This window comes from Streptomyces speibonae (assembly GCF_984686075.1).
Genome location: NZ_OZ480260.1, coordinates 8,086,438 through 8,108,417, shown reverse-complemented (window position 1 = coordinate 8,108,417; position 21,980 = coordinate 8,086,438). Strand labels below are relative to the sequence as shown.

General features: G+C 72.3%; 18 protein-coding genes and 3 pseudogenes. 11 read left to right on the top strand and 10 right to left on the bottom strand.

What is annotated here, in order from left to right; genetic code table 11:
* Positions 1 to 4 precede the first annotated feature (4 nt).
* Positions 5 to 865, top strand: a complete 861-nt coding sequence (locus AC5L3C_RS36175) for a sulfite exporter TauE/SafE family protein (RefSeq protein WP_493653338.1) — start codon at positions 5 to 7, stop codon at positions 863 to 865.
* 197 nt (positions 866 to 1,062) lie between these two features.
* On the opposite strand, the pseudogene AC5L3C_RS36170 reads toward AC5L3C_RS36175, so the two are convergent.
* A pseudogene (locus tag AC5L3C_RS36170) lies at positions 1,063 to 2,287 on the bottom strand (IS4 family transposase).
* A gap of 106 nt (positions 2,288 to 2,393) precedes the next feature.
* Here AC5L3C_RS36170 and trxA point away from each other — a divergent pair.
* A complete protein-coding gene (trxA, locus tag AC5L3C_RS36165; RefSeq protein WP_493653337.1) occupies positions 2,394 to 2,762 on the top strand; it encodes a thioredoxin in 369 nt (122 codons plus the stop codon).
* Between the two features lie 41 nt (positions 2,763 to 2,803).
* Positions 2,804 to 3,070: a metal-sensitive transcriptional regulator gene (locus AC5L3C_RS36160; protein WP_493653335.1), complete on the top strand. Its 267-nt coding sequence runs from the start codon at positions 2,804 to 2,806 to the stop codon at positions 3,068 to 3,070.
* Positions 3,071 to 3,088: 18 nt separating this feature from the next.
* Here the strand turns inward: AC5L3C_RS36160 and AC5L3C_RS36155 are convergent, their stop codons facing one another.
* On the bottom strand, positions 3,089 to 3,484 hold the full coding sequence (locus AC5L3C_RS36155; protein ID WP_493653333.1) for a DUF302 domain-containing protein: 396 nt from the start codon (positions 3,482 to 3,484) through the stop codon (positions 3,089 to 3,091).
* Positions 3,485 to 3,670: 186 nt separating this feature from the next.
* Between AC5L3C_RS36155 and AC5L3C_RS36150 the strand changes: the two are divergent.
* The 4 genes and pseudogenes from AC5L3C_RS36150 to AC5L3C_RS36135 all read left to right on the top strand — a co-directional run.
* Positions 3,671 to 4,270: pseudogene (locus AC5L3C_RS36150) on the top strand (MBL fold metallo-hydrolase); the annotation flags it as partial.
* A 257-nt stretch (positions 4,271 to 4,527) separates the two neighbouring features.
* On the top strand, positions 4,528 to 5,166 hold the full coding sequence (locus tag AC5L3C_RS36145; protein WP_493653331.1) for a hypothetical protein: 639 nt from the start codon (positions 4,528 to 4,530) through the stop codon (positions 5,164 to 5,166).
* A gap of 271 nt (positions 5,167 to 5,437) precedes the next feature.
* Positions 5,438 to 6,325, top strand: coding sequence for a universal stress protein (locus tag AC5L3C_RS36140; protein WP_493653330.1), 888 nt, complete (start codon positions 5,438 to 5,440; stop codon positions 6,323 to 6,325).
* A gap of 222 nt (positions 6,326 to 6,547) precedes the next feature.
* Positions 6,548 to 8,911, top strand: a complete 2,364-nt coding sequence (locus tag AC5L3C_RS36135; protein ID WP_493653328.1) for a heavy metal translocating P-type ATPase — start codon at positions 6,548 to 6,550, stop codon at positions 8,909 to 8,911.
* A gap of 8 nt (positions 8,912 to 8,919) precedes the next feature.
* On the opposite strand, the gene AC5L3C_RS36130 is transcribed toward AC5L3C_RS36135, so the two are convergent.
* The 4 genes from AC5L3C_RS36130 to AC5L3C_RS36115 form a co-directional block, all read right to left on the bottom strand.
* Positions 8,920 to 9,417: a flavodoxin domain-containing protein gene (locus AC5L3C_RS36130; RefSeq protein WP_493653327.1), complete on the bottom strand. Its 498-nt coding sequence runs from the start codon at positions 9,415 to 9,417 to the stop codon at positions 8,920 to 8,922.
* 110 nt (positions 9,418 to 9,527) lie between these two features.
* Complete coding sequence (locus AC5L3C_RS36125; protein ID WP_493653326.1) at positions 9,528 to 11,927, bottom strand: glycoside hydrolase family 65 protein; 2,400 nt, start codon at positions 11,925 to 11,927, stop codon at positions 9,528 to 9,530.
* 48 nt (positions 11,928 to 11,975) lie between these two features.
* Positions 11,976 to 12,848, bottom strand: coding sequence for a universal stress protein (locus AC5L3C_RS36120; protein ID WP_493654181.1), 873 nt, complete (start codon positions 12,846 to 12,848; stop codon positions 11,976 to 11,978).
* A gap of 133 nt (positions 12,849 to 12,981) precedes the next feature.
* Positions 12,982 to 13,803 (bottom strand): universal stress protein, encoded by an 822-nt coding sequence (locus tag AC5L3C_RS36115; RefSeq protein WP_493654180.1) that lies wholly within the window; start codon positions 13,801 to 13,803, stop codon positions 12,982 to 12,984.
* Between AC5L3C_RS36115 and AC5L3C_RS36110 the strand changes: the two are divergent.
* A pseudogene (locus tag AC5L3C_RS36110) lies at positions 13,702 to 14,499 on the top strand (flavodoxin domain-containing protein); the annotation flags it as partial. The gene AC5L3C_RS36115 and the pseudogene AC5L3C_RS36110 overlap by 102 nt on opposite strands.
* Positions 14,500 to 14,837: 338 nt before the next feature.
* Here AC5L3C_RS36110 and AC5L3C_RS36105 read toward each other — a convergent pair.
* Positions 14,838 to 15,146: an OsmC family protein gene (locus tag AC5L3C_RS36105; protein WP_493653325.1), complete on the bottom strand. Its 309-nt coding sequence runs from the start codon at positions 15,144 to 15,146 to the stop codon at positions 14,838 to 14,840.
* A gap of 583 nt (positions 15,147 to 15,729) precedes the next feature.
* Between AC5L3C_RS36105 and AC5L3C_RS36100 the strand changes: the two genes are divergently transcribed.
* From AC5L3C_RS36100 to AC5L3C_RS36090, 3 genes are all read left to right on the top strand, one after another.
* A complete protein-coding gene (locus AC5L3C_RS36100; protein WP_493654179.1) occupies positions 15,730 to 16,611 on the top strand; it encodes a universal stress protein in 882 nt (293 codons plus the stop codon).
* 24 nt (positions 16,612 to 16,635) lie between these two features.
* A complete protein-coding gene (locus tag AC5L3C_RS36095; RefSeq protein WP_493653324.1) occupies positions 16,636 to 17,517 on the top strand; it encodes a universal stress protein in 882 nt (293 codons plus the stop codon).
* Between the two features lie 142 nt (positions 17,518 to 17,659).
* Positions 17,660 to 17,875: a lipopolysaccharide assembly protein LapA domain-containing protein gene (locus AC5L3C_RS36090; protein WP_493653323.1), complete on the top strand. Its 216-nt coding sequence runs from the start codon at positions 17,660 to 17,662 to the stop codon at positions 17,873 to 17,875.
* Between the two features lie 433 nt (positions 17,876 to 18,308).
* On the opposite strand, the gene AC5L3C_RS36085 is transcribed toward AC5L3C_RS36090, so the two are convergent.
* The 3 genes from AC5L3C_RS36085 to AC5L3C_RS36075 all read right to left on the bottom strand — a co-directional run bounded on the left by AC5L3C_RS36085 (position 18,309) and on the right by AC5L3C_RS36075 (position 21,909).
* Positions 18,309 to 19,355, bottom strand: coding sequence for an alcohol dehydrogenase catalytic domain-containing protein (locus AC5L3C_RS36085; protein WP_493653322.1), 1,047 nt, complete (start codon positions 19,353 to 19,355; stop codon positions 18,309 to 18,311).
* Between the two features lie 90 nt (positions 19,356 to 19,445).
* A complete protein-coding gene (locus AC5L3C_RS36080; protein ID WP_493654178.1) occupies positions 19,446 to 20,927 on the bottom strand; it encodes a bifunctional aminoglycoside phosphotransferase/ATP-binding protein in 1,482 nt (493 codons plus the stop codon).
* 106 nt (positions 20,928 to 21,033) lie between these two features.
* Positions 21,034 to 21,909, bottom strand: a complete 876-nt coding sequence (locus AC5L3C_RS36075; protein WP_493653321.1) for a universal stress protein — start codon at positions 21,907 to 21,909, stop codon at positions 21,034 to 21,036.
* Positions 21,910 to 21,980 lie beyond the last annotated feature (71 nt).

The following is a 21,980-nucleotide window of genomic DNA, read 5'->3' as shown; positions in this document are numbered from 1 at the left end:
CGTCATGACGCTGACGCTCGTCCTGGGTCTCGCGCTGCTGGTCGGTGTCTCCCTCGGGCTGCTCGGGGGAGGCGGGTCGATCCTGACCGTGCCGCTGCTGGTCTACGTCGCGGGCATGGACGCCAAGGAGGCCATCGCCACCTCCCTGTTCGTCGTCGGCGTCACCTCCGCCGTGGGCCTGATCAACCATGCCCGCGGCGGACGGGTCCGCTGGCGCACGGGCGTCCTGTTCGGAGCGGCCGGCATGGCCGGCGCCTACACCGGCGGGCTCATCGGCGGCCACATTCCCGACGTCGTGCTGCTGATCGCCTTCGCGGTCATGATGATCGTCACCGCCGCCGCCATGCTCCGGGGCCGTAAGAACGTCGACCCCGACCGGGCTCACAAGCAGCTTCCGGTGGGGCGGGTCCTGCTGGACGGCGCGGCCGTCGGCCTGGCCACCGGTCTGGTCGGCGCGGGCGGCGGCTTCCTCGTCGTCCCCGCCCTTGCCCTGCTGGGCGGCCTGCCGATGCCCGTGGCCATCGGCACCTCACTGCTGGTCATCGCGATGAAGTCCGCCGCGGGCTTCGCCGGCTACCTGTCGAGCGTCCAGATCGACTGGACCCTCACCCTGGCCGTCACCGGGTTCGCGGTCGTCGGAAGTCTGGCCGGAGCCCGGCTGGCCGGGCGCGTCCCGGCCCACGTCCTCTCCCGGCTCTTCGCCTGGTTCGTGCTGGCCATGGGCACCTTCGTCCTGGTCCAGCAGACCCCCGCCCACATAGCAGTCCCGATTGTGGTGGCCGTCGCCTCGCTCGGCGCCGGTGCGGGCGTCTGCTACGGCTTCGTCGCCCGCTGTCCCCTGCGACGCGCCGTCCACCGGGCCTAGGGGCAATACCGGTGATTTAGGTTGTTTTCCGGCTGGTTGAAGTGGCTCTGGTTGGCTCGACCAGCCGGACCGTCGGGGTGTCTGGCCGTGGTGGGCCGTGGTGCTCGGCTCGTTTGAGGGCCCAGTTGGACATTTTGCGTTTGATCACGCGGGGGTTCGAGCGTAACCGCCGTGCGGGCAGCAGCCGTTCGGTGATCTCACGCAGGCTCTGGGCGGTGGACCGGGCCAGTCGCGAGGGGGGAAAGCGCCGCCTGCCCGGTCACGCGGCGGCGGACGACGCGAAGGGTGCGGGTGAAGGAGATCCGGTCGGGATCGTGCCCGGCCTTGAGAGCGGCCTGGTGCATCAGGTCGCGCAGCGCATGCTGGACCAGCAGGAATGCGAAGATCTCCTGTTCGACGCCGCGTGGGTACCGGGAACGCAGCACCATCCCCGGGACGCCCTGGTGGTTCTTGATCTCGTCCAGGGTGTTCTCGATCTCCCACCGCTGGGCATAGGAGGACGGCAAGCTCCTCGGCCGGTGCCTGGGCGGGGTCGAGGAGGGTGGTGATCAGCCGGTAGACGGTGCCGTCACCACCGCGTGGGCCGAGGGTGCACTCGATCACCCGCACCCGCTCGGGGTCCGCGCGCCGATAACGGTCCCGCTTGGCAACGATCTCCGACAGGTAGGACCCGTCGGGGAGGGCTTCGAGGACCGGCAGCACCACGACGCTGCGGACCCTCCACAGTAGGTCCGCGCCGCCCGCCTTCGCAGCACGCCACAGGTCGAGACCGCAAAAGCCCCGGTCGGCGAGCACCAGCATGCCCTTCGTCAGCACGGGAAACAGCCGCTGGGCCAGGACGCTCTCGTGGACCTTGAGCGGTCCGACCTCGGCCGCGAACACGGCATGAGTGCCGCACTCGGCCAGGGCCGCCACCCTCACCTGCGGATACGCACGGCGACCCTGCCCGCGACTGGTACCGGGACGCCCGAAGAACTGGGCATTCGCCGTGGTGTCCGGAACGTCGAAAACCGTGCCGTCCACCGCGACCAGCCGCCACCGCCGATACCAGGCCCCCTGCGTCCGCGCGACTGCCACCGGCCGGCACACCCGCGTGAACAGGGCCCGCAACGGCTCCGGACCAGGCCGCAGACGGGCCCGGCCGATCGCCGCCGTCGTGGGCACCCGCCAGGCCTTCACCCACCGGCCTTCGCGCTCCAGCCCCTGGACCAGAAGCCGAGCCACCTCTTCATGGCCCTGCCCGAAAAACAGACACATCGCCAGGACGAAGTAGACCACCACCCGTGCCGGCAACAGCCGCGTCCACTGCTCGACCCTGCCGCACTCGGCAACCACCTCGTCGACCAGCTCCGGCGGAAACGCCCGCGTCAGCACCCCCAACGCGATCCGATCCGAGAACCGATCAACCCCCGACGACTTCACCTGACCCGGCCTTGAGCGCCCCCGGAATGCCCCGCCCCGGTCCGGTGTTCTTTACCCCAGGGGGTATCAAACGCCGCCAGTCCGATGAAACGGAAGGAATCACATCATGAGCACCGTCGCACTCACCGCCACCGACTTCGAGAGCACGGTCACCGGCAACGACATCGTCCTCGTCGACTTCTGGGCCGCCTGGTGCGGACCGTGCCGGATGTTCGCCCCCGTCTACGAGAAGGCCTCCGAGGCCCACCCCGACATCGTCTTCGGCAAGGTCGACACCGAGGCCGAGCAGGCCCTCGCCGCAGCGGCGGACATCACCTCGATCCCCACACTGATGGCCTTCCGTGAAGGCATCCTGGTCTTCTCCCAGCCCGGCGCCCTGCCGCCGCAGGCGCTGGACCAGTTGACCACCGCCGTCCGCGGGCTCGACATGGCCGAGGTCCGCGCCTCTCTCGCCGCCCAGAGCCCCGGTCAGTGACCGCGGCCGGTCCCGGACCGGTCCCGTGAAAGGAAGAACCCATGACCCAGCTCCCCGCCGACCAGGTGCGGTCGGCCGCCAATCGGCTCAAGCGCGCACAGGGCCAGCTCACCGGCGTCGTGCGCATGCTGGAGGAAGGACGTGACTGCGAGGAGGTCGTCACGCAGCTCGCCGCGGTCAACCGCGCACTGGACCGGGCCGGCTTCGCCATCGTCGCCAGTGGCCTCAAGGAGTGCCTGAGCCAGGAGGGCGGCGCCGACAGCCTCGACACCCAGAAGATGGAGAAGCTCTTCCTCTCCCTCTCCTGACCCTCCGGCCCGGATGGGTCAGGGGGCGGACAGCGCGGCGAGGGCGGCGTCCAGGCGGGCGGTGGCCTCCTCGGCGACGGGCCGGAGGGCGTCGAGGCCGGTCAGGGTGACCATGGTGCCCGGGTCGAGGGCCTGGACGAGCGTATGATCCCCGTCGCGGCGCACGACGACGTTGCACGGCAGGAGGAGGCCGATGGAGCGCTCGGTCTCCAGGGCCCGGTGTGCGAGGGGCGGGTTGCAGGCGCCCAGGATCAGGTAGTCCTCCATGTCGTGGTCGAGCTTGGTCTTCAGGGTGGCCGTCACGTCGATCTCGGTGACGACGCCGAATCCCTGGTCGGCCAGGGCCCGACGGACGGCGGCGACGGCGGCGCCGAAGTCGGTGGTGGCCAGGCGGACGGTGCGGTCGTAGGACACGGTGCGCTGCTCCTTCGGTGCGGAATACCTGGTTCCCTTGATACCCCGCCGGGTACCCGTCGTGGGGGACGCGATGCCGGACAGGCCACCCGGGCAGGCCGTGAAATACCCCCTCGGTATTCCTGCCAGGGTGAACGGACCGGAGACCCCCGAGGTACACAGTCTCTTGTGGAGGAGCCGTAGCCGGTGTTCTTCGTCGACACCCTGGAGTTCGAGGGTCTGGGCAACCGCAGCTATCTGGCGGGCGGCCCCCGCGGCGCGGTCGTCGTCGACCCGCCGCGCGACATCGACCAGGTGATCGCCGCCGCGGTGAAGCGCGGGGTGCGCATCGCGTACGTCGCCGAGACCCACGTGCACAACGACTACGTCAGCGGCGGCCTGGAACTGGCCCGCGTCACCGGCGCCTCCTACCTGGTGCCGGCCGCGGCCGACGTGTCCTTCGCCCGCACCCCGGTCGCCGACGGCGACACCGTCGAGGTGGACGAGCGCCTCGCCCTGCGCGCGGTCGCCACCCCCGGCCACACCCCGCACCACACCACCTACGTCCTGGAGCGGGACGGACGCGGGGTGGCGGCGTTCACCGGAGGGTCGCTGCTGATCGGCACGGTGGGCCGCCCGGACCTGGTGGAGCCCCGGCTGACGGAGGAGCTCGCCCGCGCCCAGCACGCCTCCGCGCACCGCCTGGCCGACGAGCTGGACGACGAGGTGCCGGTCCTGCCCACCCATGGCTTCGGCAGCTTCTGCTCCTCTTCCCAGGCCGAGGGGGACGCGACCACGATCGCAAGGAACGCGCCACGAAGGAGACATCGCCTCGCCCGCACCCGTCACAGCGGGCGAACCGAACACCAGGCCCGTCGGACCTCACGGAGGACCGACCAGCCCTCGCGCGGAGGCCGCTCAGCGGCTATGCCGGAATGAGGCGAGGGGGTGCATCTCCCCCTCGGCCACGGGCCCGGTCAACCCGGGCAAGGCAGGCGACCAGGGAGGACAGGATGTCCGAGAAGCAACCACACCGGCGAACGGGAGCCGGCCTGCTCCCCTTGGTGACAGCTTCCGCAACGCTGGCGTTCTACACGCTCCGGTGCCGGCCGAGGCTGCTCACCTGGGGTGCGACGCAGGACGAAACCGCTCGCGCGTACCCCGGCGACGAACTGGTGCCCGACCCCGATGGCACCTCGACGATGGCCACCGACCTTCCGGCACCGCCGGAGCAGGTCTGGCCCTGGCTGGCGCAGATGGGGTACGACCGCGGAGGCTGGTACAGCTGGGACTGGCTGGACCACTACGGACACCCCAGCGCGGACCGCATCGCGCCCGAGTGGCAGAAGCTGGACGAGGGCCAACGGCTCAAGGCATCCCGGGACGCAAAGTACTGGTTCACCGTGGCGCTGCTGGAGCCGAACCGGACTCTGGTGCTTCGCTCGGGCCTGGACCTCTCCGGAGGGCGGTCATTCGACCCGCGGACCGATCCTCTGCCACGGGGGCGGCTGGACGGGATCTGGGGCTTCCACCTGCGACCCGCGCCCTTCGGTGAGACGCGTCTGGTGGTCCGCACGCGCGGTCGGGGCCACCCCCGGTGGCTCACTCGGCCTTTCGACGTGACGCTCGGCGAACCCGCACACTTCATCATGCAGACCCGCCAGTTCCACAACCTGCGCACCCGGGTCGGCACGGAGACATGACCCCGTAGTGCCGGGGCCTCGGCCCGATCCGGCGTCTCCGCGTCCCGCTGTGCCCGGAGCAGCAGGACCTTGGAGTCCGTCTGCCGCACCGGCTCACGCTCCGACGGCCACCCGCCTCTTCTCGCACACCGGACGCGGACACCGGATGGCGCCCACAGGGCCATGCGTGTACCCGCATGGCCCTGTGGGGCGGGTCGTACGCCCCATGGCACCAGGCGGTCGCCGGGGTGAGTCTGGAGGGAGCGAGAACGCTTTGGACACGGGAGGCACAGTGGGTGGTTTGGTGATCGTCGGCGTGGACGGGTCGGCGTCGAGTCTCGCCGCGGTGGAGGCGGCCGCGCGGGAGGCCCGGCTGCGGACGGCCGCCCTGAGGGTGGTGCACGCCTTCCTCTGGCCCACCATGCATGTTCCCCTGGGCCCGTCGCCTCTGGGGCCGCCGGAGGGCGGGATGCAGAACATGGTCGATCGTCTGGTGGCGGAGGCGGTGGAGCGTGCCCGGGCCGCGGCGCCGGAGGTGGCGGTGTCGCACGCGGTGGTGACGGGAGAGCCGTTGACGGTGCTGGAGGCGCAGTCGCGTGCCGCCGATCTGGTGGTCGTCGGATCCCGAGGGATGGGCGGGTTCGTCGGGCTCATGGTGGGTTCGACGGCGGTGCATCTCGCGGCGCACGCACGCTGCCCCGTGCTCGTCGTGCGCGAAGGGGCCCGCGTGGAGGGTCCGGTCGTGGTGGGCGTCGATGGTTCCCCTGCCGGCGACAAGGCGGTGGAATTCGCCTTCCAAGAGGCCGAGTTGCACGGGACCACCCTGATCGCGCTGCACGCCTGGACCACGTGGAACGCACCGCTGCCCGCCCCGCAAAATCCGACCGAGCCGTACGCGAACCCGGCCGAAGCGCTCGGCCAGGAGGAGGAACGTCTGTTGTCGGAGGCACTGGCCGGGCACCGGGAACGGCACCCGGATGTCACCGTCGAGCACGAGACGGTGCGCGGTCCCACCCGCGAGGCACTGATCGAGGCGAGCCGGACCGCCCGGCTGGTGGTGGTCGGGGCACGGGGGCGCGGCGGCTTCGCCGGGCTGCTGCTGGGATCGGTCAGCCAGGCGCTGCTGCATCACGCCCACTGTCCGGTCGCCGTGGTGCGGGGAACAGCCGCCCGTCACTGACGCCGGCGGCCCCGACCGGGTGGCGGCCCCTCCTCGTCGCGCTCCGCGCCGTCCGTCCACCCGCCTCGGCGAGGGCGGGGCCGAACGAGGAAGCGGGGCCCCCTACGTCCCTGGATACGCCCCGTCGACCGTCGGACCCTGGACACGAGGTGAGGAGATGCAACCGGTCGAGTGACCGTCCCCAGCTGCCTCGTCGGGAACCGCTGACCAGTGAGGAATGCCATGATCCACGCCCATCCCGCCGACGACACCCGCCGGGCCGGCTCACAGAAGCCGGTGCCGGGGCCCGCCACGGCGCCGGAGGGGACGTCCTGGCTGGAACTCGTCCTCCTGGCAGTCACGGCCTCGTCGCTCATCGCGGGGGGTGTCCTCCGGCTGCTGGGCCACAGCGATGCCGCCGACGTGTGCTGGGCGCTGGGCACGGCCTTCGCTGTCGCGCCCGCGATCGGCTGGGTGGTGGCCGCGCTGCGGCGCGGCCACGCGGGGGTGGACCTCATCGCGGTCCTGGCCCTCGGCGGCACCCTGGCCGTCGGGGAGTATCTCGCCGGTGCCCTGATCGGTCTGATGCTGGCCACCGGGCGCGCACTGGAGGCCGCCGCACAGCGGCGCGCCTCCCACGACCTGCGTGCGCTGCTGGCGCACACGCCCCGCACCGCCCGTCGGCGCACCGGCAATGAGGTCCGCCCCGTTCCCGTCTCCGAGGTCGCCGTGGGGGATCTTCTCGTCGTCGGCGCGGGCGAGGTCGTCCCCGTCGACGGTCAGGTGGCGGGCCCGGCAGCCGTCCTGGACGAGTCGGTGCTCACGGGCGAGTCGGCACCCGTGGAACGCAAGCCCGGGCAGACGGTGCGCAGCGGAGTCGTGAATGCAGGCGGAGCCTTCGACCTGCGGGCCACGGCGACCGAGCAGGACAGCACCTACGCCGGGGTCGTGCGCCTCGCCCGGCAGGCGGGCGCGGAAGCGGCCCCCGTCGTCCGCCTGGCCGACCGCTACGCGGCCTGGTTCCTGCCCCTCTCGGTGGCGGTCGCCGGGCTGGCCTGGCTGCTGAGCGGTTCCGCGGTGCGGGCCGTGGCGGTGCTGGTGGTCGCCACCCCCTGCCCGCTGCTGCTCGCCGCTCCCGTGGCGATCGTCTCCGGTCTGTCCCGGGCCTCCCGGCTGGGTGTCGTGGTCCGGGACGGCGGCGCGCTGGAGCGCCTGGGGCGGGCCCGCACGCTGCTGCTCGACAAGACCGGCACGCTCACCGGCGGCCGTCCGCGCGTGGTCGACGTGACCGCGGCCCCCGGCTGGAAACCCGCCGAGGTGCTGCGGCTGGCGGCCACGGTGGACCAGTACTCGCCGCACGTCCTGGCCCACGCCATCGTCGACGCGGCCCGTGCGCGTGGGCTGGAGCCGTCGATGGCGACGGATGTGTCGGAGGAGGCCGGCCGGGGCGCGTACGGCGTGGTCGACGGCCGCAGGACGGCCGTGGGCCGTCTGGAGCCCACGGCGGTGGTCCCGGAATGGGCGCGGGCCGCGGAGAACCGGGCGGTGCTGGACGGTGCCGCCGTCGCCTGGCTCACCGTCGACGGTGTTCCCGCGGGAGCCGTCATGCTGCGGGATCCTCTGCGCCACGACGCGCCACGCGCCCTGCGGCGGCTGCGCACGGCCGGCATCGACCGGATCGTGATGCTCACCGGCGACCGGCCCGAACCCGCCCGCGAGATCGGCGCCGTCCTGGGCCTCGACGGCGTGCGGGCCGAACTGACCCCGGCCGACAAGGTGGCCGCGGTCCGCGCGGAACGCGGGCGCGCCGTCACCGTCATGGTCGGCGACGGGGTGAACGACGCGCCCGCGCTCGCCGCCGCGGACGTCGGCGTGGCGATGGGCGCGCGGGGTTCCACCGCTTCCTCCGAGGCCGCGGACATCGTCCTGACCACCGACCGCGTGGACCGGCTGGCGGACGCCACGTCGATCGCCGTACGGTCGCGCCGTATCGCCGTGCAGAGCGCCCTGGGCGGCATGGTCCTGTCGCTGGTGGCCATGGGCGCGGCCGCCGTGGGGCTGCTGCCCCCGGCCGTCGGCGCGCTGCTGCAGGAGGGCATCGACGTGGCGGTCATCCTCAACGCACTGCGCGCCCTGCGCGTGGACCAGGGCGCCCGGCCGGCCCTCGAACCCGCCGCCGAGGCCCTGATCCGCCGCTTCGCGGCCGAGCACGAGGATCTGCAGGACGTGCTGCAGGCCGTGCGTGACGCCGCGGCCCGGCTCTCGGGTCCCGGCGGGGACGGGCAGGCCCTGGAGTCGGTGCGCGAGGTGGACCGGCTGCTCACCGAGCGGCTGCTGCCGCACGAGGCCGCTGAGGAACATCAGCTCTATCCGGCTCTCGAACCGGTGCTCGGCGGGCCGGAGGCGACGGCGACCATGAGCCGCGCCCACGCCGAGATCGAGCGGCTCTCCGGGCGGGTGGCCGCCCACCTGGCGCTCGCCGACGCACAGGGCGCGCTGGAGCCCGAGCAGATCGAGGACCTGCGTGCCAGTCTCTACGGTCTGCACACCGTGCTGCGGCTGCACTTCACGCAGGAGGAGGAGAGCTACTTCTCCCTTGCTCCCTGACCGCGCCGTCAGCCGCTCTTCAGCTCGCGGCCGATTCCCGCGGCCCATGCCTCGATCCGGCCGAAGTCGCGGAAGTCCCCGCCCTTTCCGCCGCGCAGGATCATCCGGGCGCCCCAGCCCTTCGCGCCCTCGCGCAGGCAGCCACCGAAGGTGACGTGGTCCCGCGCGTCGAGGCGGACCACGGCCTTCTGCACCCAGGGCACGGGGGGTATGTCCCGCTCCGCCGCGGAGGCGTCGAGCGGCCCGCTGCTGAAGAGCCACAGCGGACGTCCGGCCAGCTCCTTGCCGTGGCGGCGGACGAAACGGCGGGCGTCCCGGTGCCAGCGGCCGGCGTACAGTCCGCCGCCGACCACGACCGCGTCGTAGGACGCGGCACTCGCGACGGACCCGGCAGCCCGCGCCTCGGCGGCAAGCCCTTCCTCGCGCAGGACTCCGGCGACCGCCTCGGCGATCTCCGCCGTCGATCCGTTCGTCGTCCCGTAGGCGACCAGCACGTTCTTCGCCACGACGGTCCGCCTCCTCTCACGGCCCCCGCGACACGAGGGCGTTCGGCTGTCTTCGGGCGCCGGGTCGGTCGGCGTGGGGTCCACGTCGACGTTCTCATCATGGCGGGCGGTCAGTCCGTCGGCAGCTGGAGCATGCAGGTCTCTCCGGGAGCGACGGTGACGGCCCGGTCGGCCAGGACCACGCGGACCGGCGACTCCTCCGAATCCGGTACCGCGAGTTCCAAGCGCCCGCTGTGCAGGCGCAGGCCGATGCCCCAGTGGCCGCGGTAGCTCAGGGCGAACCCGTACTCCGACAGGGCCGGCAGCGGCACCGGATCCAGCGACAGGCCGTCTGGGCGGGGCGTCAGTCCCGTCAGGCCCCGTTGGACCAGATCGAGCGTGCCGGCCATGGCCCCCAGATGGATGCCCTCCCCCGTCGTACCGCCCTGGACGTCGGCGACGTCCGCCTCCAGGGCCTCGTGGAAGTACTGCCACGCCTCGGCCCGCCTCACCCGGGCAAGAACCCAGCCGTGCACCAGTTCACTGAGGGTGGAGCCGTGGCTGGTGCGGCGCAGGTAGTAGTCGACGGTTCTGCTCCAGATCTCCTCGTCCAGGTGGTGTCCGAGGCGGCGGAAGAGGCTCTGCAGCTCTGTCGGCGGAAAGAGGTAGCCGAGCATGAGGACATCCGCCTGCTTGGACGCCTTGTAGCGGTTGACCGTGTCGCCTTCGGCCTCCAAGATCCGGTCCAGCCGCCGGATGCTGTCGTAGCGCGCCCGGTAGGCGTCCCAGTCCAGCTCGGCCAGGTCGTCGTACCCTTCGAACTGGCTGATGACACCCTGGTGGTACGGCACGTACAGCCGCCGGGAGACCTCCTCCCACTCCGGTAGTTCGTCTTCGTCCAGCCGGACGCGCTCGAACAGTTCCTGTCGGCGCCAGGCGGGAAGACGGCGCAGGAGTTCCAGGGCGCGGGCGACGACCCAGGCGGCGGTGACGTTGGTGTAGGTGTTGTCGTTCAGGCCCGGCCGGTCGGCGTCCGGATAGCCGTCGTGGTATTCGTCGGGGCCGACGACCCCCCGGATGCGGTAACGGCCCGTCGCGGGATCGAAGACCGCGCTGTCCGTCCAGAACCGGGCGATCTGCACCAGCATCTCCGCACCCTTGGTGTACAGGAACTCGGTGTCGCCGGTGGCCTCGTAGTACTGCCACACGTTGTAGGCGACCGCCGAGCCGACATGGTGCTGGAGCCGGGAGTTGTCCGGAAGCCAGCGGCCCGAGCGGGGGTTGAGATGCAGCGCCTGGGTCTCCTCACGGCCGTCGCTGCCGCTCTGCCACGGGTACATCGCCCCGGCCCGTCCGATGGCGGCGGCGGACCGGCAGGCCCGGTCCAGGCGTCGGTGACGGTAGTTCAGCAGAGCCCGGGACACCTCGGGGAAGTGCAGGTTCAGACAGTGGAGGACGAAGAGCTCGTCCCAGAACACATGCCCCCGGTACGCCTCGCCGTGGAGCCCCCGGGCCGGCACACCCACGTCGAGGTCCGCCGTGTGCGGGGACAGTGTCTGCAGTACGTGGAAAAGGTGCAGCCGCAGGATGCGGCCCGCCTGGCCCGGGATGCGGATGTCCGCACGCCGCCATATCCGCCGCCAGGCGGCGGTGTGCGAGTCCAGCAGGTCGGCGTAGTCCGGGGCCGCGGTCACACGGTCGACTGCCGCGCCAAGAGGGTCGCCGATCGCGGCGTCGCGGGAGGTGTGCAGCGCCACGGTCTTCTCCACTTCGACGGGCCGGCCCGGAGCGAGCGGGATCACCAGGCGGTGGACCGCGCGGCGTCGGTTGGGGAGCAACTGCGAAGCAGAGGGGGGCGGCCCGACGACGACGGTCCGGGCTGCCATGGCGATCCCGATGCCGGACGTGCTGGTCCGGCAGCACAGCCAGGCCGTCCCGGGCTCCTGTGCACCGGTGCGTACGTGTGTCAGGTGGTGCCGGTCGAGGCTCCGGTAGCGGTGGACGTTGGCGTTCATCACTTCGCCGTCCAGGGCGGATTCGACCTCGACGTCCCCCGACCAGTTCTCGGCGGTGAGGACCGTCCGCAGCACCGCCAGATGCGGGTTCTCCATGTGCACCAGGCGGATCTGTTCGACCCGGAGCACTCGCGCGGTCCCGTCCCGGTAGCGCGACGTACGGGTGAGCAGGGCCCGGCGCAGGTCCAGGACCTGGCGGTGGTCGAGCAGGGGGGTGGAGTCCGGGGTGAGCCACGGGCCCCAGGTCCCGCCCTGCGGCCGTACGCGGAATCGGAGCGGCAGCCAGTTCGGGAGGTTGACCATGTCCTCGTTGACGACGTGGCGTCCGGCCACGGTCGACTCGAGGCGGTTGTAGCATCCGGCCCGGTAGGTACCCGGGCAGTGCACCAGACCGGCCCTGCACTCGGGGAACGCGCCGCGGGTGGCGAAGCAGCCGTTGCCGAGCGTGCAGAGCGCCTCCCGCAGACGCTCGGCGGCGGGATCGTACCCTTCGTACTCCCAGGTCCACTCCGGCATCGGCCGCCCCTGTCCTTGTCCCCACCGAATCGTGCGAGAGCCCGCGGGTCAGATTCGTTGCGGAACGACGGCGACCGGGCAGGGGGCGTGATGCAGCAAGGTGTGGGCGACCCTGCCGAGCTGGAGACCGGGATGGCCGTGCCGCCGCAGGGCCCCTACGACGATCAGGTCGGCGTCGGCCGACGCCTCCAGGAGGACCTGACGGGGAGGGCCTTCGACCGGTGTGCGGATCACGTCGACGTCCGGCTGCTCCTGCACCGCCTGGATCAACGCCTCGTCGAGGGTGGCCGACGCGCGTTCCTGATGCGCGGACGTCCCGTCGTCGGCGGTCCGGGCGGCCGCGTCCCCGGATGCCGGGCGGCGCCAGGCCCGCACGGCGTGGAGGGTCGCGCCACGTACGCCGGCCTCGCGGAGGGCGAACCGCACGGCCCCCAGACAGTGGGGCAGATCACCGACTCCGACCACCACACGTCCGAAGGCTCCGTGCCGGTTCCGCTCCCCACCGCGGACCACCACGACCGGGCAGGCCGCCCGGGAGGCCACTGCGAGCCCTACCGACCCCAGCGTCAGCCCGGTCAGTTCGCCCCGCCCCCGGGAACCCACCACGACCGACCAGGCGTCGTGCCCGGCCGACAGCAGTGCCGACACCGGGTCCTCGGGGAGCACATCGCTCGACACCTTGACCTCGGGACGGCGCAAGCGGGCGCGCTCCGCTCCGGAGGCGATGATGTGCTGGGCGAGGACCTCGCCGGGGGGACGTTCCCGGGAGAACGACGGGACTCGGCCTTCGTACCGTTCCCACAGTGAGGCATGGACCAGCCGCAAGGGCGCCCCGTGCCGCGCCGCCTCGTCCACCGCCCAGTCCAGCGCCGCGAGGCTGGAATCCGAGCCGTCCACCCCCACCACCAGCGGTAGTTCCACGGCCACCACCCGCCTTCCTCTTCTGCCGCTCACGAGACTCCACTGCAACAACCGTCGCACTGCCTGCGGCCCGCCGCGACCGCCGCACGACCCGGCTCCCGCCGTCCCTCCCGGTCCATGGGCGAGTGCCGGCTCATATCTGGGGGACGACCGCCACCGGACAGGGCGCGTGGTGCAGCATCGCGTGACTGGTCAGCCCCAACTGCAGCCCCATGTGTCCCTTGCGCCGACGCGCGCCGACGACCAGGAGGTCCGCCGCCGACGCCGCCTCCAGCAGCGCCTGGCGTGCCGGTCCCTCGACCACGCGCCGGGTGACGGATGCGTCGTCGTACGGCGCGGCAGAGTCGCGCAGGGCATCGTCGAGCACCTGTGCCGGCGGACGTCGGCGGGCTTCCAGGGCGTACCACGCAGGCGTCCGGGGCTCCGTACGAGCACCGGCCGATGCGCTCCAGGCGTGCACTGCCACCAGCCGGCAATGCCGCACACGGGCCTCGCGGAGCGCGAATCGGAGTGCGGTGCCGCTGGCCTCCCCCTCCTCGACCCCGACGACGATGCTCCGGAACCGGGCGCCCCGGTGTTCGGCCGTTCCGCGCACCACGACCACCGGACAGTCCGCCCGTGCCGCCACGGCCAGACCGACCGATCCCAGGAGCATCCCGGACAGACCACCCAGCCCTCGTGAACCCACCACCAGTGCGCAGGCGTTGCGCCCCCGGTCGATCAGGGCGGAGGCGGCATCCCCGTGCCGCACTTCGGTGGACAGCGGGACGGTGGGAGCGGTCTCCCCGACACGTCCCGTGGCGGCGCCGAGGACATCGGCCGTCTCCTGGCCCCGCCCTGCCGCATACAGCAGATGCAGATCCACCGCGTGCAGTGTCGCCTCCCGCGCCGCCCAATCCACCGCTTCGAGGCTCGCCTCGGACCCGTCGATCCCGACCACCAGGGGAATGGTCACCGCCTGCACCGCCTCTCGTGCCGGGTCCGGGTCCCTTCGCTGCATGCCGTCACCTACAGCTTCGTACGGGGCGGTGGCCGCCGCCATGCCGGGGGAGACGCGGCAGGCGGTGGCGGGCGTCCCGCGGAGCGGCCGCCACGGCTCGCTGCACCGCTCAGCCCATGCCGCCGCGGCCGCACCGATACTGGGAACCACGGCATCGGTGGAACCCTTCTCCGGTGTCCGGTCGCTCGGCGCCCGTGCCTCACCGGGTTCGACGGCGGAACCGGGACGAGCGCCCACCGGGGGCCGCAGGAGCCGCCCGCGCGGCTTGGCTCACCGACGTGGACCCGCCCTTCCGGCTCGGCCGCCGTGGCCGAGAACCACGGGAACCACCGGAGTCGCCGTGACGGCCGCCCTCGTCCGCCCGTCGCTGCGGTCGGCCGGTGGGTCTCCCCACAGCAAGCCGTCACTCGGCGGCGGACACGCCACAAGGAGGTGCTCGTCATGGACGTCCTCGTCGGTTACGCGACCGCCCACGGCTCCATCCGGACGATCGCCGAGCGGATGGCCGCCGTACTGAGCCGTGCGGGCCTGACGGCCGAGGCCAGGCCCTTGGAGGAAGTCGAGGACGCCGACGCGTACCGCATGTTCGTCCTCGGCAGCGCCGTGCACGGGCAGAGCTGGCTTCCTCCGGCCAGTGAGTTCGTACGGGACAACCTGGATGTGCTGGGCTCCCGGCCCGTGTGGATCTTCAGCGTGGGGATGCCGGCCGCATTGCGCGCGGTCCGTGGCGCGGTCTGGCTCCCAAGGAGCTGCAGGCTGTCGAGAACGGCCTGCAGCCGGATCTGCGGTTCCGCGGTCACGGACTGTTCTCCGGAGTCGTCGGACGCGACCAGCTCCCTCGCTCCGGCCGCGTGTTCTTCCGCCTGGTGGGCGGACGCTTCGGCGACTTCCGGGACTGGGAGGCCGTCGAAAGCTGGGCGGCAGGCACAGCCGGGGAACTCCGCCCCGGTCCCTGAGGTCGGCCCGTCCCGTATCTCACAGGGCAGACGTCAGGCCTGGACCTTCTGCGAAGTCTCAGCCACCGCCTCGCCGGAGGAACACCGGACCTCCAGCTCGACGTCCGGTGCCTGCGCCAGGGTGTTGGTGACCGTGCAGTGGGAGACCATCGCGCGCAGCGCGGCCAGCCGCCGGGGTGGCAAGGAGGGCGCCTGCACCGTCAGGGCGAGACCCGCGACCCGGGCGGGCCGGTCGTCCGCCATGCGGTACTCCGCTCGCACCGACAGGCCCTCGCGTGTCAGACCGTGGCGGTCGAGAAAGCGCCCCGCGTAGTGCGCCGCGCAGGAGGCGACCGCTGCCACGAAGAGCTCCACCGGCGTGGGGGGGTGTCCTTTCCCCCGTCGGTCAACGGCTGGTCGACCGTCAGGACGTGGCCGCGGACCCGTATCTCGAAGGCGTCTCCCGAGATCGGCGTCACCTCGGCCGCTCCTGGCGGGCCCACGGGCTCCCGCTCCACGGCAGCCGCCTGGTACAGCAGCAGCCCGGCCAGGCTTCGTGCTTCCTCGGCCGTCAGGGACGCCCACATCTCGCCTTCGTCGTACGGTGCACAGGAGGTGTCGACGACGACGCGCCCCATGGATGCCGGGAGTCCCGACGGGGCGAAACGGGTGACGCCGATGGTGCGACCGCAGCGCGTTTCCACTTTCATCTCGGCTCCTTGTCGGCCTGTTCCACCGTGTGAAGACCGGACACTTCGAGTAGACGCCGCGATGCCCTGGCTGCCCAGGTCCGTCAGGCCCTGCCACGCGGCAAAGGTCCCTTTCCTCCGCAGGCGGGCAGAGACCGTTGGCCCTCGTTTGAAATCCCGTCCACGGCCCACTCTGGCTGAAGCACTCGCGGACAAAGGTGAGCGGTACCGATACCGATCCGCTGGAGGTGTTCACCATGCCGGTCGACGGACGCAAGCCGATCGTGGTAGGCGTCGATCCCGATCCGGACAGACTGGCGGCTCTCGCTTGGGCCGCCGACGAGGCGGACCGGCGCCGTCTCCCCCTGACGCTCGTGTACACCCAGGGCCTGCCGGTTCCCGGCTTCCGTCTGGAAGGCAGCCCTCCTTCGTGGGAGAAGTGGCGCGACGACCTGCACACGGAGGGCGACGACGTGCTCCGGCGCGTGGTCTCTTTCGTCGAGTCGCGCCGTCCCGGGGTGGACACCTCGGCCGTGCTGGCCGAGGGGCACCCGGCATGGGTCCTGGCCGAGCACTCGCGCGACGCCGCGCAGGTCGTGGTCGGTTCCTGGCATCTCGCCACCGCACAGGAGCTGTTCGGCTCCGCCGCTGTCGCGCTGCCGCTGACCGCCCACGCGGCCTGTCCGGTGGTCGTGGTGCAGGAGGCGGAGCACACCGCCCAGCGGCCGCCGTACTTCGTCGTCGGCGTCGACGGCAGCCCGCACTCGGCCGCCGCCGTCGACCTCGCGTTCGAGGAGGCTTCACTGCGGGGTGCCTCCCTGCGCGCGCTGTACGTCTGGCACCCTCCGTTGCTCGGGGTGCTGGACGAGGACGCGGCGGTGCAGGAGTGCCGTCGGCTGCTGTCACAGGCGGTGGCCGGGCGCGGTGCCGCTCATCCCGGGGTGGACGTGCACCATGAGGTCGTCAAGGGGCACCCGGTGCAGGAGCTGACGACGGCTTCCGCCCACGCACTCGGCCTTGTGGTGGGTACGCGGGGGCTCGGCGGCTTTCGCGGCATGCTGCTCGGGTCCGTGAGTCAGGGTTGCCTTCACCATGCGCGCTGCCCGGTCCTCATCGTGCCGCACGAGCAGGAGCGGTAGCAGGGTCCCCGAGGAAGTGTTGCCATGGATCAGCCGGTGGTGGTGGGGGTGGACGGGTCCCCGTCGAGTCTGGAAGCGGTGGAGACCGCTGCCCGTGAGGCCGCGCTCCGGGACACGGGGCTGCGGCTGGTGCACGCCTTCGGACGCCGGTCCGCGCATGTTCCGCACCCCGGCCCGCCGTGGAACCCGGCCGGGACAGGGATACGCGAACTGGTCGACGGCACCGTCGCGGAGGCCGAGCGGCGGGCCCGCGACTCGGTTCCCGGAGTCGAGATCGACCGGGACGTCGTGCTGGGCGAGCCGACGACCGTCCTCGTGATCGCATCACGCACGGCCGCGCTGGCCGTGGTCGGCAGCCACGGCCGAGGCGCCGTCGCCGGCCTGCTGCTCGGCTCGACCGCCGGGCATCTCGCGGCCCACGGCCGCTGCCCGGTGCTGGTCGCGCGGGGACGGCGGGCCCCGGGCGGTCCGGTGCTGCTGGCGGTCGACGACGCGCCCTCGTCGGCACCGGCCGTCCGCTTCGCCTTCGCCGAGGCGCGTCTTCGCGGCGTGGGTCTCGCCGCGGTGCACGTGTGCGGGCCCGGCAGCCCGGACGCCTACGACGGACCGGCGGACCCCCCTTTCGTGACGTACGACAGGGGCCACCTGCGGGACCATGCGGAGCACGTGATCGAGGCGGCGCTGGCCGGGGACGAGCAGAAGCACCGGGACGTCAGGGTGCAGCACCGCCCCGTCGTCGGGCGGGTACGCCACACGCTCATCCGGGCGAGTGAGGACGCAGGGCTTCTCGTGGTCGGTGCGCGGGGCCGGGGCGGGTTCACGGGTCTGCTCCTGGGGTCGGTGAGTCAGGCCGTCCTGCGCCATGCGCGATGTCCGGTCGCGGTCGTCCGGGACGGCCGGGAGTGAATCCCGGCCGCCGACGTGCGGCTTCGGTGGGCGATCGCAGGGCGTGCCCCAGGACACGGTTCTCGAGTCGCCGATGCGGACGGGCGGCCGGACAATGGGGCGCATGGGGCGGAACACCGCACACGCGTACGGTCCGGCTACCGTGACGGTCAAGGGACGTGATGTCAGGCTGCGCACCATCGGCTTTGTGCTGCTCGCCGGCCTGGCCATCTGGTTCATAGCCGCCAACACGGAGTCGGTCACCATCAGACTCTGGGTCCCGACCGTCACGCTCCCGCTGTGGAGCGTGCTCACGGTCACGCTCCTCGTGGGCGTGGCCCTCGGCCTGCTCATGGCCCACCGGCGCGCCCGCCGGTGACCACCCGCCGAAGCGGCTCGGGGGTGACGTTCACCGCCACATCGACCGGTCCGACGGAATCCGGCGATACGGTCCGCCCTCGTTCCGGACATCGACGACCACGGGCGTCGGCACGGGATCGGCGCAGGGGGGCAGCAGTGGCGTACGACAGCCACGGGCGCACCGCCCGCTGATGCCCGGCATGGGTGACCCGGCCGGTCCGCTCACGCGGGCCGCCTCGACGGAGAACTCGCTGACTCACCGCACGGTTTCGCGGCGTCGGCACCGTGGACCGCATCCCTCTGCGTTGCCGAACACCTGCTGCGTCTCACCAGCCGTGTCGGCCCGACGACGACCGGACGCGTCGCCCGCGCCACGACCTCGAGTGCGACCGACGCAGTGCTCCCATGGGCCGTGAGAGGTGACCCCGTCGCCGGCCGCGGACGTTGACCGGCTACCGCGACGGTTCCGGCAGCTCGCGGTGGAGCACGACCTTGAGGGCACCGGTGTCCGGTCCGTGCGCGAAGACCTCGTAGGCGTCCTCCATGCGCTGGAGGGGGAACCGGTGGGTGACGAGCGGGAAGACCGTGAGCCGTCCGTAGGCCAGGAGGTCGAGCAGCCACGGCGTGGAGGATGTGTCGACCTGGCCCGTGCTGATCGTGACGTTCTTGCGCCACAGCGCCTCGAGATGGAGGGTGGCAGGTTTGCCGTGCATGCCGATGTTGGCGATGTGCCCGCCGGCCCGCACCACGCGGGTCGCGAGGACGAAGCTGTCCGGATCGCCCGCGGCCTCGATGACGACGTCGGCGCCGGGCCCCTCGGACAGGTCGGAGACCATGGTCCCGGGCAGTTCGGCGGCATGGGCCCCCATACGGGTGGCGGATGCCAGCCGGGACGGCGACAGGTCCACCGCGACGACCCGCCGGGGTGAGTACAGGCGGGCGAGAACCACCGCGGCGAGGCCCACCGGACCCGCACCCACCACGACGACGGTGTCACCCGGGCTCACGTGTCCGTTGCGCACCCCGACCTCATAGGCGGTCGGGAGGAGTTCGGCGAGCAGGACCGCCTCGTCGAGCGGGAGGTAGGGGGGCCGGCGGTGTGTGGAGGAGTCGGCGAACGGGACACGGACGAACTCGGCCTGCGTCCCGTTGATCTCCCGGCCCAGGATCCATCCGCCACCGCCCCGGCACTGTCCGTACATCGCGTCGTGGCAGGGAGGGCAGTTCCCGCAGGCCGACACGGAGGAGACGATCACCTGGTGTCCGGGGCGCCTGGTGCGCACCCCCCGGCCGACCTCCACCACCTCGCCCACGGCCTCGTGACCGAGGACCGTTCCCGGCTTCACCTCGAGGAGGTCGCCCCGCCGGATGTGCAGATCGCTCCCGCAGACGGTGGTCGCGTCGACGCGTACGATCGCGTCGGTGTCCGCCTCGATCACGGGATCGGAAACCGTGTCCCACGAGGTCCGCCCGGGGCCGTGATAGACGAGTCCGCGCATGGCCGCTCCCTCGCTCGCCGTCTCCTCACCACCGTCACCCTCCAGAGGCTCCCGGGCAACACGGGGGTGCCCGCACTGCTCCCCGTCGTGTCAGTCCGGCAGCATGTAAGGGCGGCGGAAGACCGGCGCCGGGGCCGTGCGCCACGGGTGCACGGCCGCCAACGCCTGGACGACCGCCGCTTCCAGAGGGCCGCCGGTGTCGACCGCCACGGCCTCGGGCCACGGCGGCTCCTCGGCCGCCATGGCGGCGGCCACGGCGCTGTCCGCATCGGATACCGACGCTCCCGCGGTGCGGGAGCCGAGACGGGCCTCCGCCACGTCGCCGGGGACCTGGCAGTGCAGGGCCACCAGATCCGCACCGGTGCGTTCGGCCGTGCGCAGGGCCGCTTCGCGCTGCCCCTCGTGGGACCAGGTGGCGTCCAGGACGACGGACTCCCCCGAGGACAGGAGGGCGGCCGCACGGTCGAGCAGTTCGGCGTACGTCCTGGCAGTCCACTCCTGCGTGTACAGACCCTCGCCGTAGCCGGCCGCGGCGGACTGCTCCGCGGGGATGCCGGCCAGTTCCTTGCGGAGGCGGTCGCTGCTGAGCAGGGTCACTCCGAGGCGGTCGGCCAGGGCTCCGGCGAGCGTGGACTTCCCGCTGCCCGGCAGGCCGCCCACCAGGGTCAGACCGACGGCTGAGGCGCGCAGGTGCCGCAGGGCCGCCGTGACGAGCCGACGGGCCGCCGCCCCGGCACCGGGCGCGCCCTGGCGTGACTGGATCAGGGAGACCTTGGCGCGGACGAACGCCCGGTAGGCCACGTAGTGGTGCCACAGCGAGGGGGGCGCGGGGTCCCCGGAGTACTCGCAGTACCGGGTGAGGAAGTACACGGCGGATTCCGGGGCGCCGAGCTGCTCCAGGTCCATGGCGAGGAAGGCGGCGTCGTCCAGGCCGTCGACGTGTCGAAGGCGGTCGTCGAACTCCAGACAGTCCAGGATGCGGGGGCCGTCGTCGAGGCAGAAGACATCCTCGGCCAGCAGGTCGCCGTGACCGTCGACGATGCGTCCCTCCCGGATCCGCGTGTCGAACAGTCGCTCACGGCCGGCGAGGTACCGGCGCACCAGCCGCTCCACCTCGTCGACGCCGTCGGGCAGGGGGATCTCGTCGGCCAGGGCACGGACCTGAGCGAAGCTCGCCTCCCACCTCGACGACAGCGCGTCGCGGCTTCCCTGCGCGTCCACGTCCGGGCCCCGGGGAGCGTCCGCGTGGCGTGCGGCGAGCTGACGCGCCACGGATCGCAGGACGTCGTCCACGGCGGCCCCATCCCGTACCAGCCGGGACAGGCGGCGGTCCGCCGGCATGCGGCGCATCACGACGAGCGGCTCGGCCTCGTCCGTGTGCGGCAGGCGGATCTCTCCCAGGCCCAGGTAGACGTCCGCGGCGAAGCGGCGGTTGAGGGCGACCTCCTGTTCGCAGGCGGCCCTGCGATCCGCCACCGCCGTGTAGTCCAGGAACTCCAGATCGACCGGCTTCTTGATCTTGTAGGCATGATCGCCGAAGAGAAGCACGATCGCGGTGTGCGTCTCGTGCAACTCCGCGCGGGGAAACGTGACACCGCCGCCGGATCCGATGCCCGAACGGAGCACGGACGCGTCGGTCCGGTGCGCGGCTGCCGTCGCTCGCCTCCGGTCGTCCGGCTCAGTCATGGGAGACAACCGCGACGGGACAGCATGCGTGATGGACGGCGGCCTGGGCGACGGGTCCCCGTCGGGGTGCCGGAACGCGGTGGTGCCTGCGCCGGCCGACGACCAGCAGCCCGGCGTTCGTGGCGAACCGCAGGACCGCGCGGGCGGGACTCTGCAGTCCGATGTCGTCGGCCACGTCCACCCGCGGGTACTTTTCCTGCCAGGAGTGGAGGGCCCGGTCCAGTTTCTTCCGCGCGGCCTGCCTGATGTCGTCGGCGACCTCGTGGTCCACGCCCCAGGGCACGTAGGCGTGGACGGGCAGGCTCTGTCCGTGTACGGCCCGCAGCGGCACGTTCCGTGCCGCTGACGTGACGAAGGCGAACGCGAGCAGGTCGTCGCAGGGGCCGTGCAGTTTCAGCGCGACCACGACCTCGGCCGTCTCCCCCGGCTCGGTCCCCGGAGCTTCCGTACGGGTCCCGGCACGGACCAGGACGACCGGCCGCTCGGCATGTGCCGCGACCGACATGCTGATGCCGCCGAGGAAGTAGCTCTCGACGAGCTCCAGCCCGCGCGAGCCGAGCACGGTCATGGAGGACTCCGACGCCGCGTGCAGCAGTGCTTCCTGCGCCTCGTCCGGCACCAGACTCCCGACGATGGCGAGACCCGGATGGAGCCTGTGCAGTTCCGACTGCGCGTTGTGCACCAGCCGCTTCGCCCAGTAGTTCTGGTCCGTCTCGGAGGGAGTCCTGGCCGGTTCCGGCGCCAGCATGGGCCACGCGTGCAGCAGGCGCAGCGTGACGTTGCGGCGCTCGGCCTCGTCCGCGGCCCACCGAGCGGCGGAAAGACTCTCGGGTGAGCCGTCGAGAGCACCAGTGATCACTGGCTCCATGGCACCTGCCTCCATCTCGTAAGAAGCTGGAACGGTGGTGACCGGGTAGGCCTCTCGGAAGCGCGGTACAC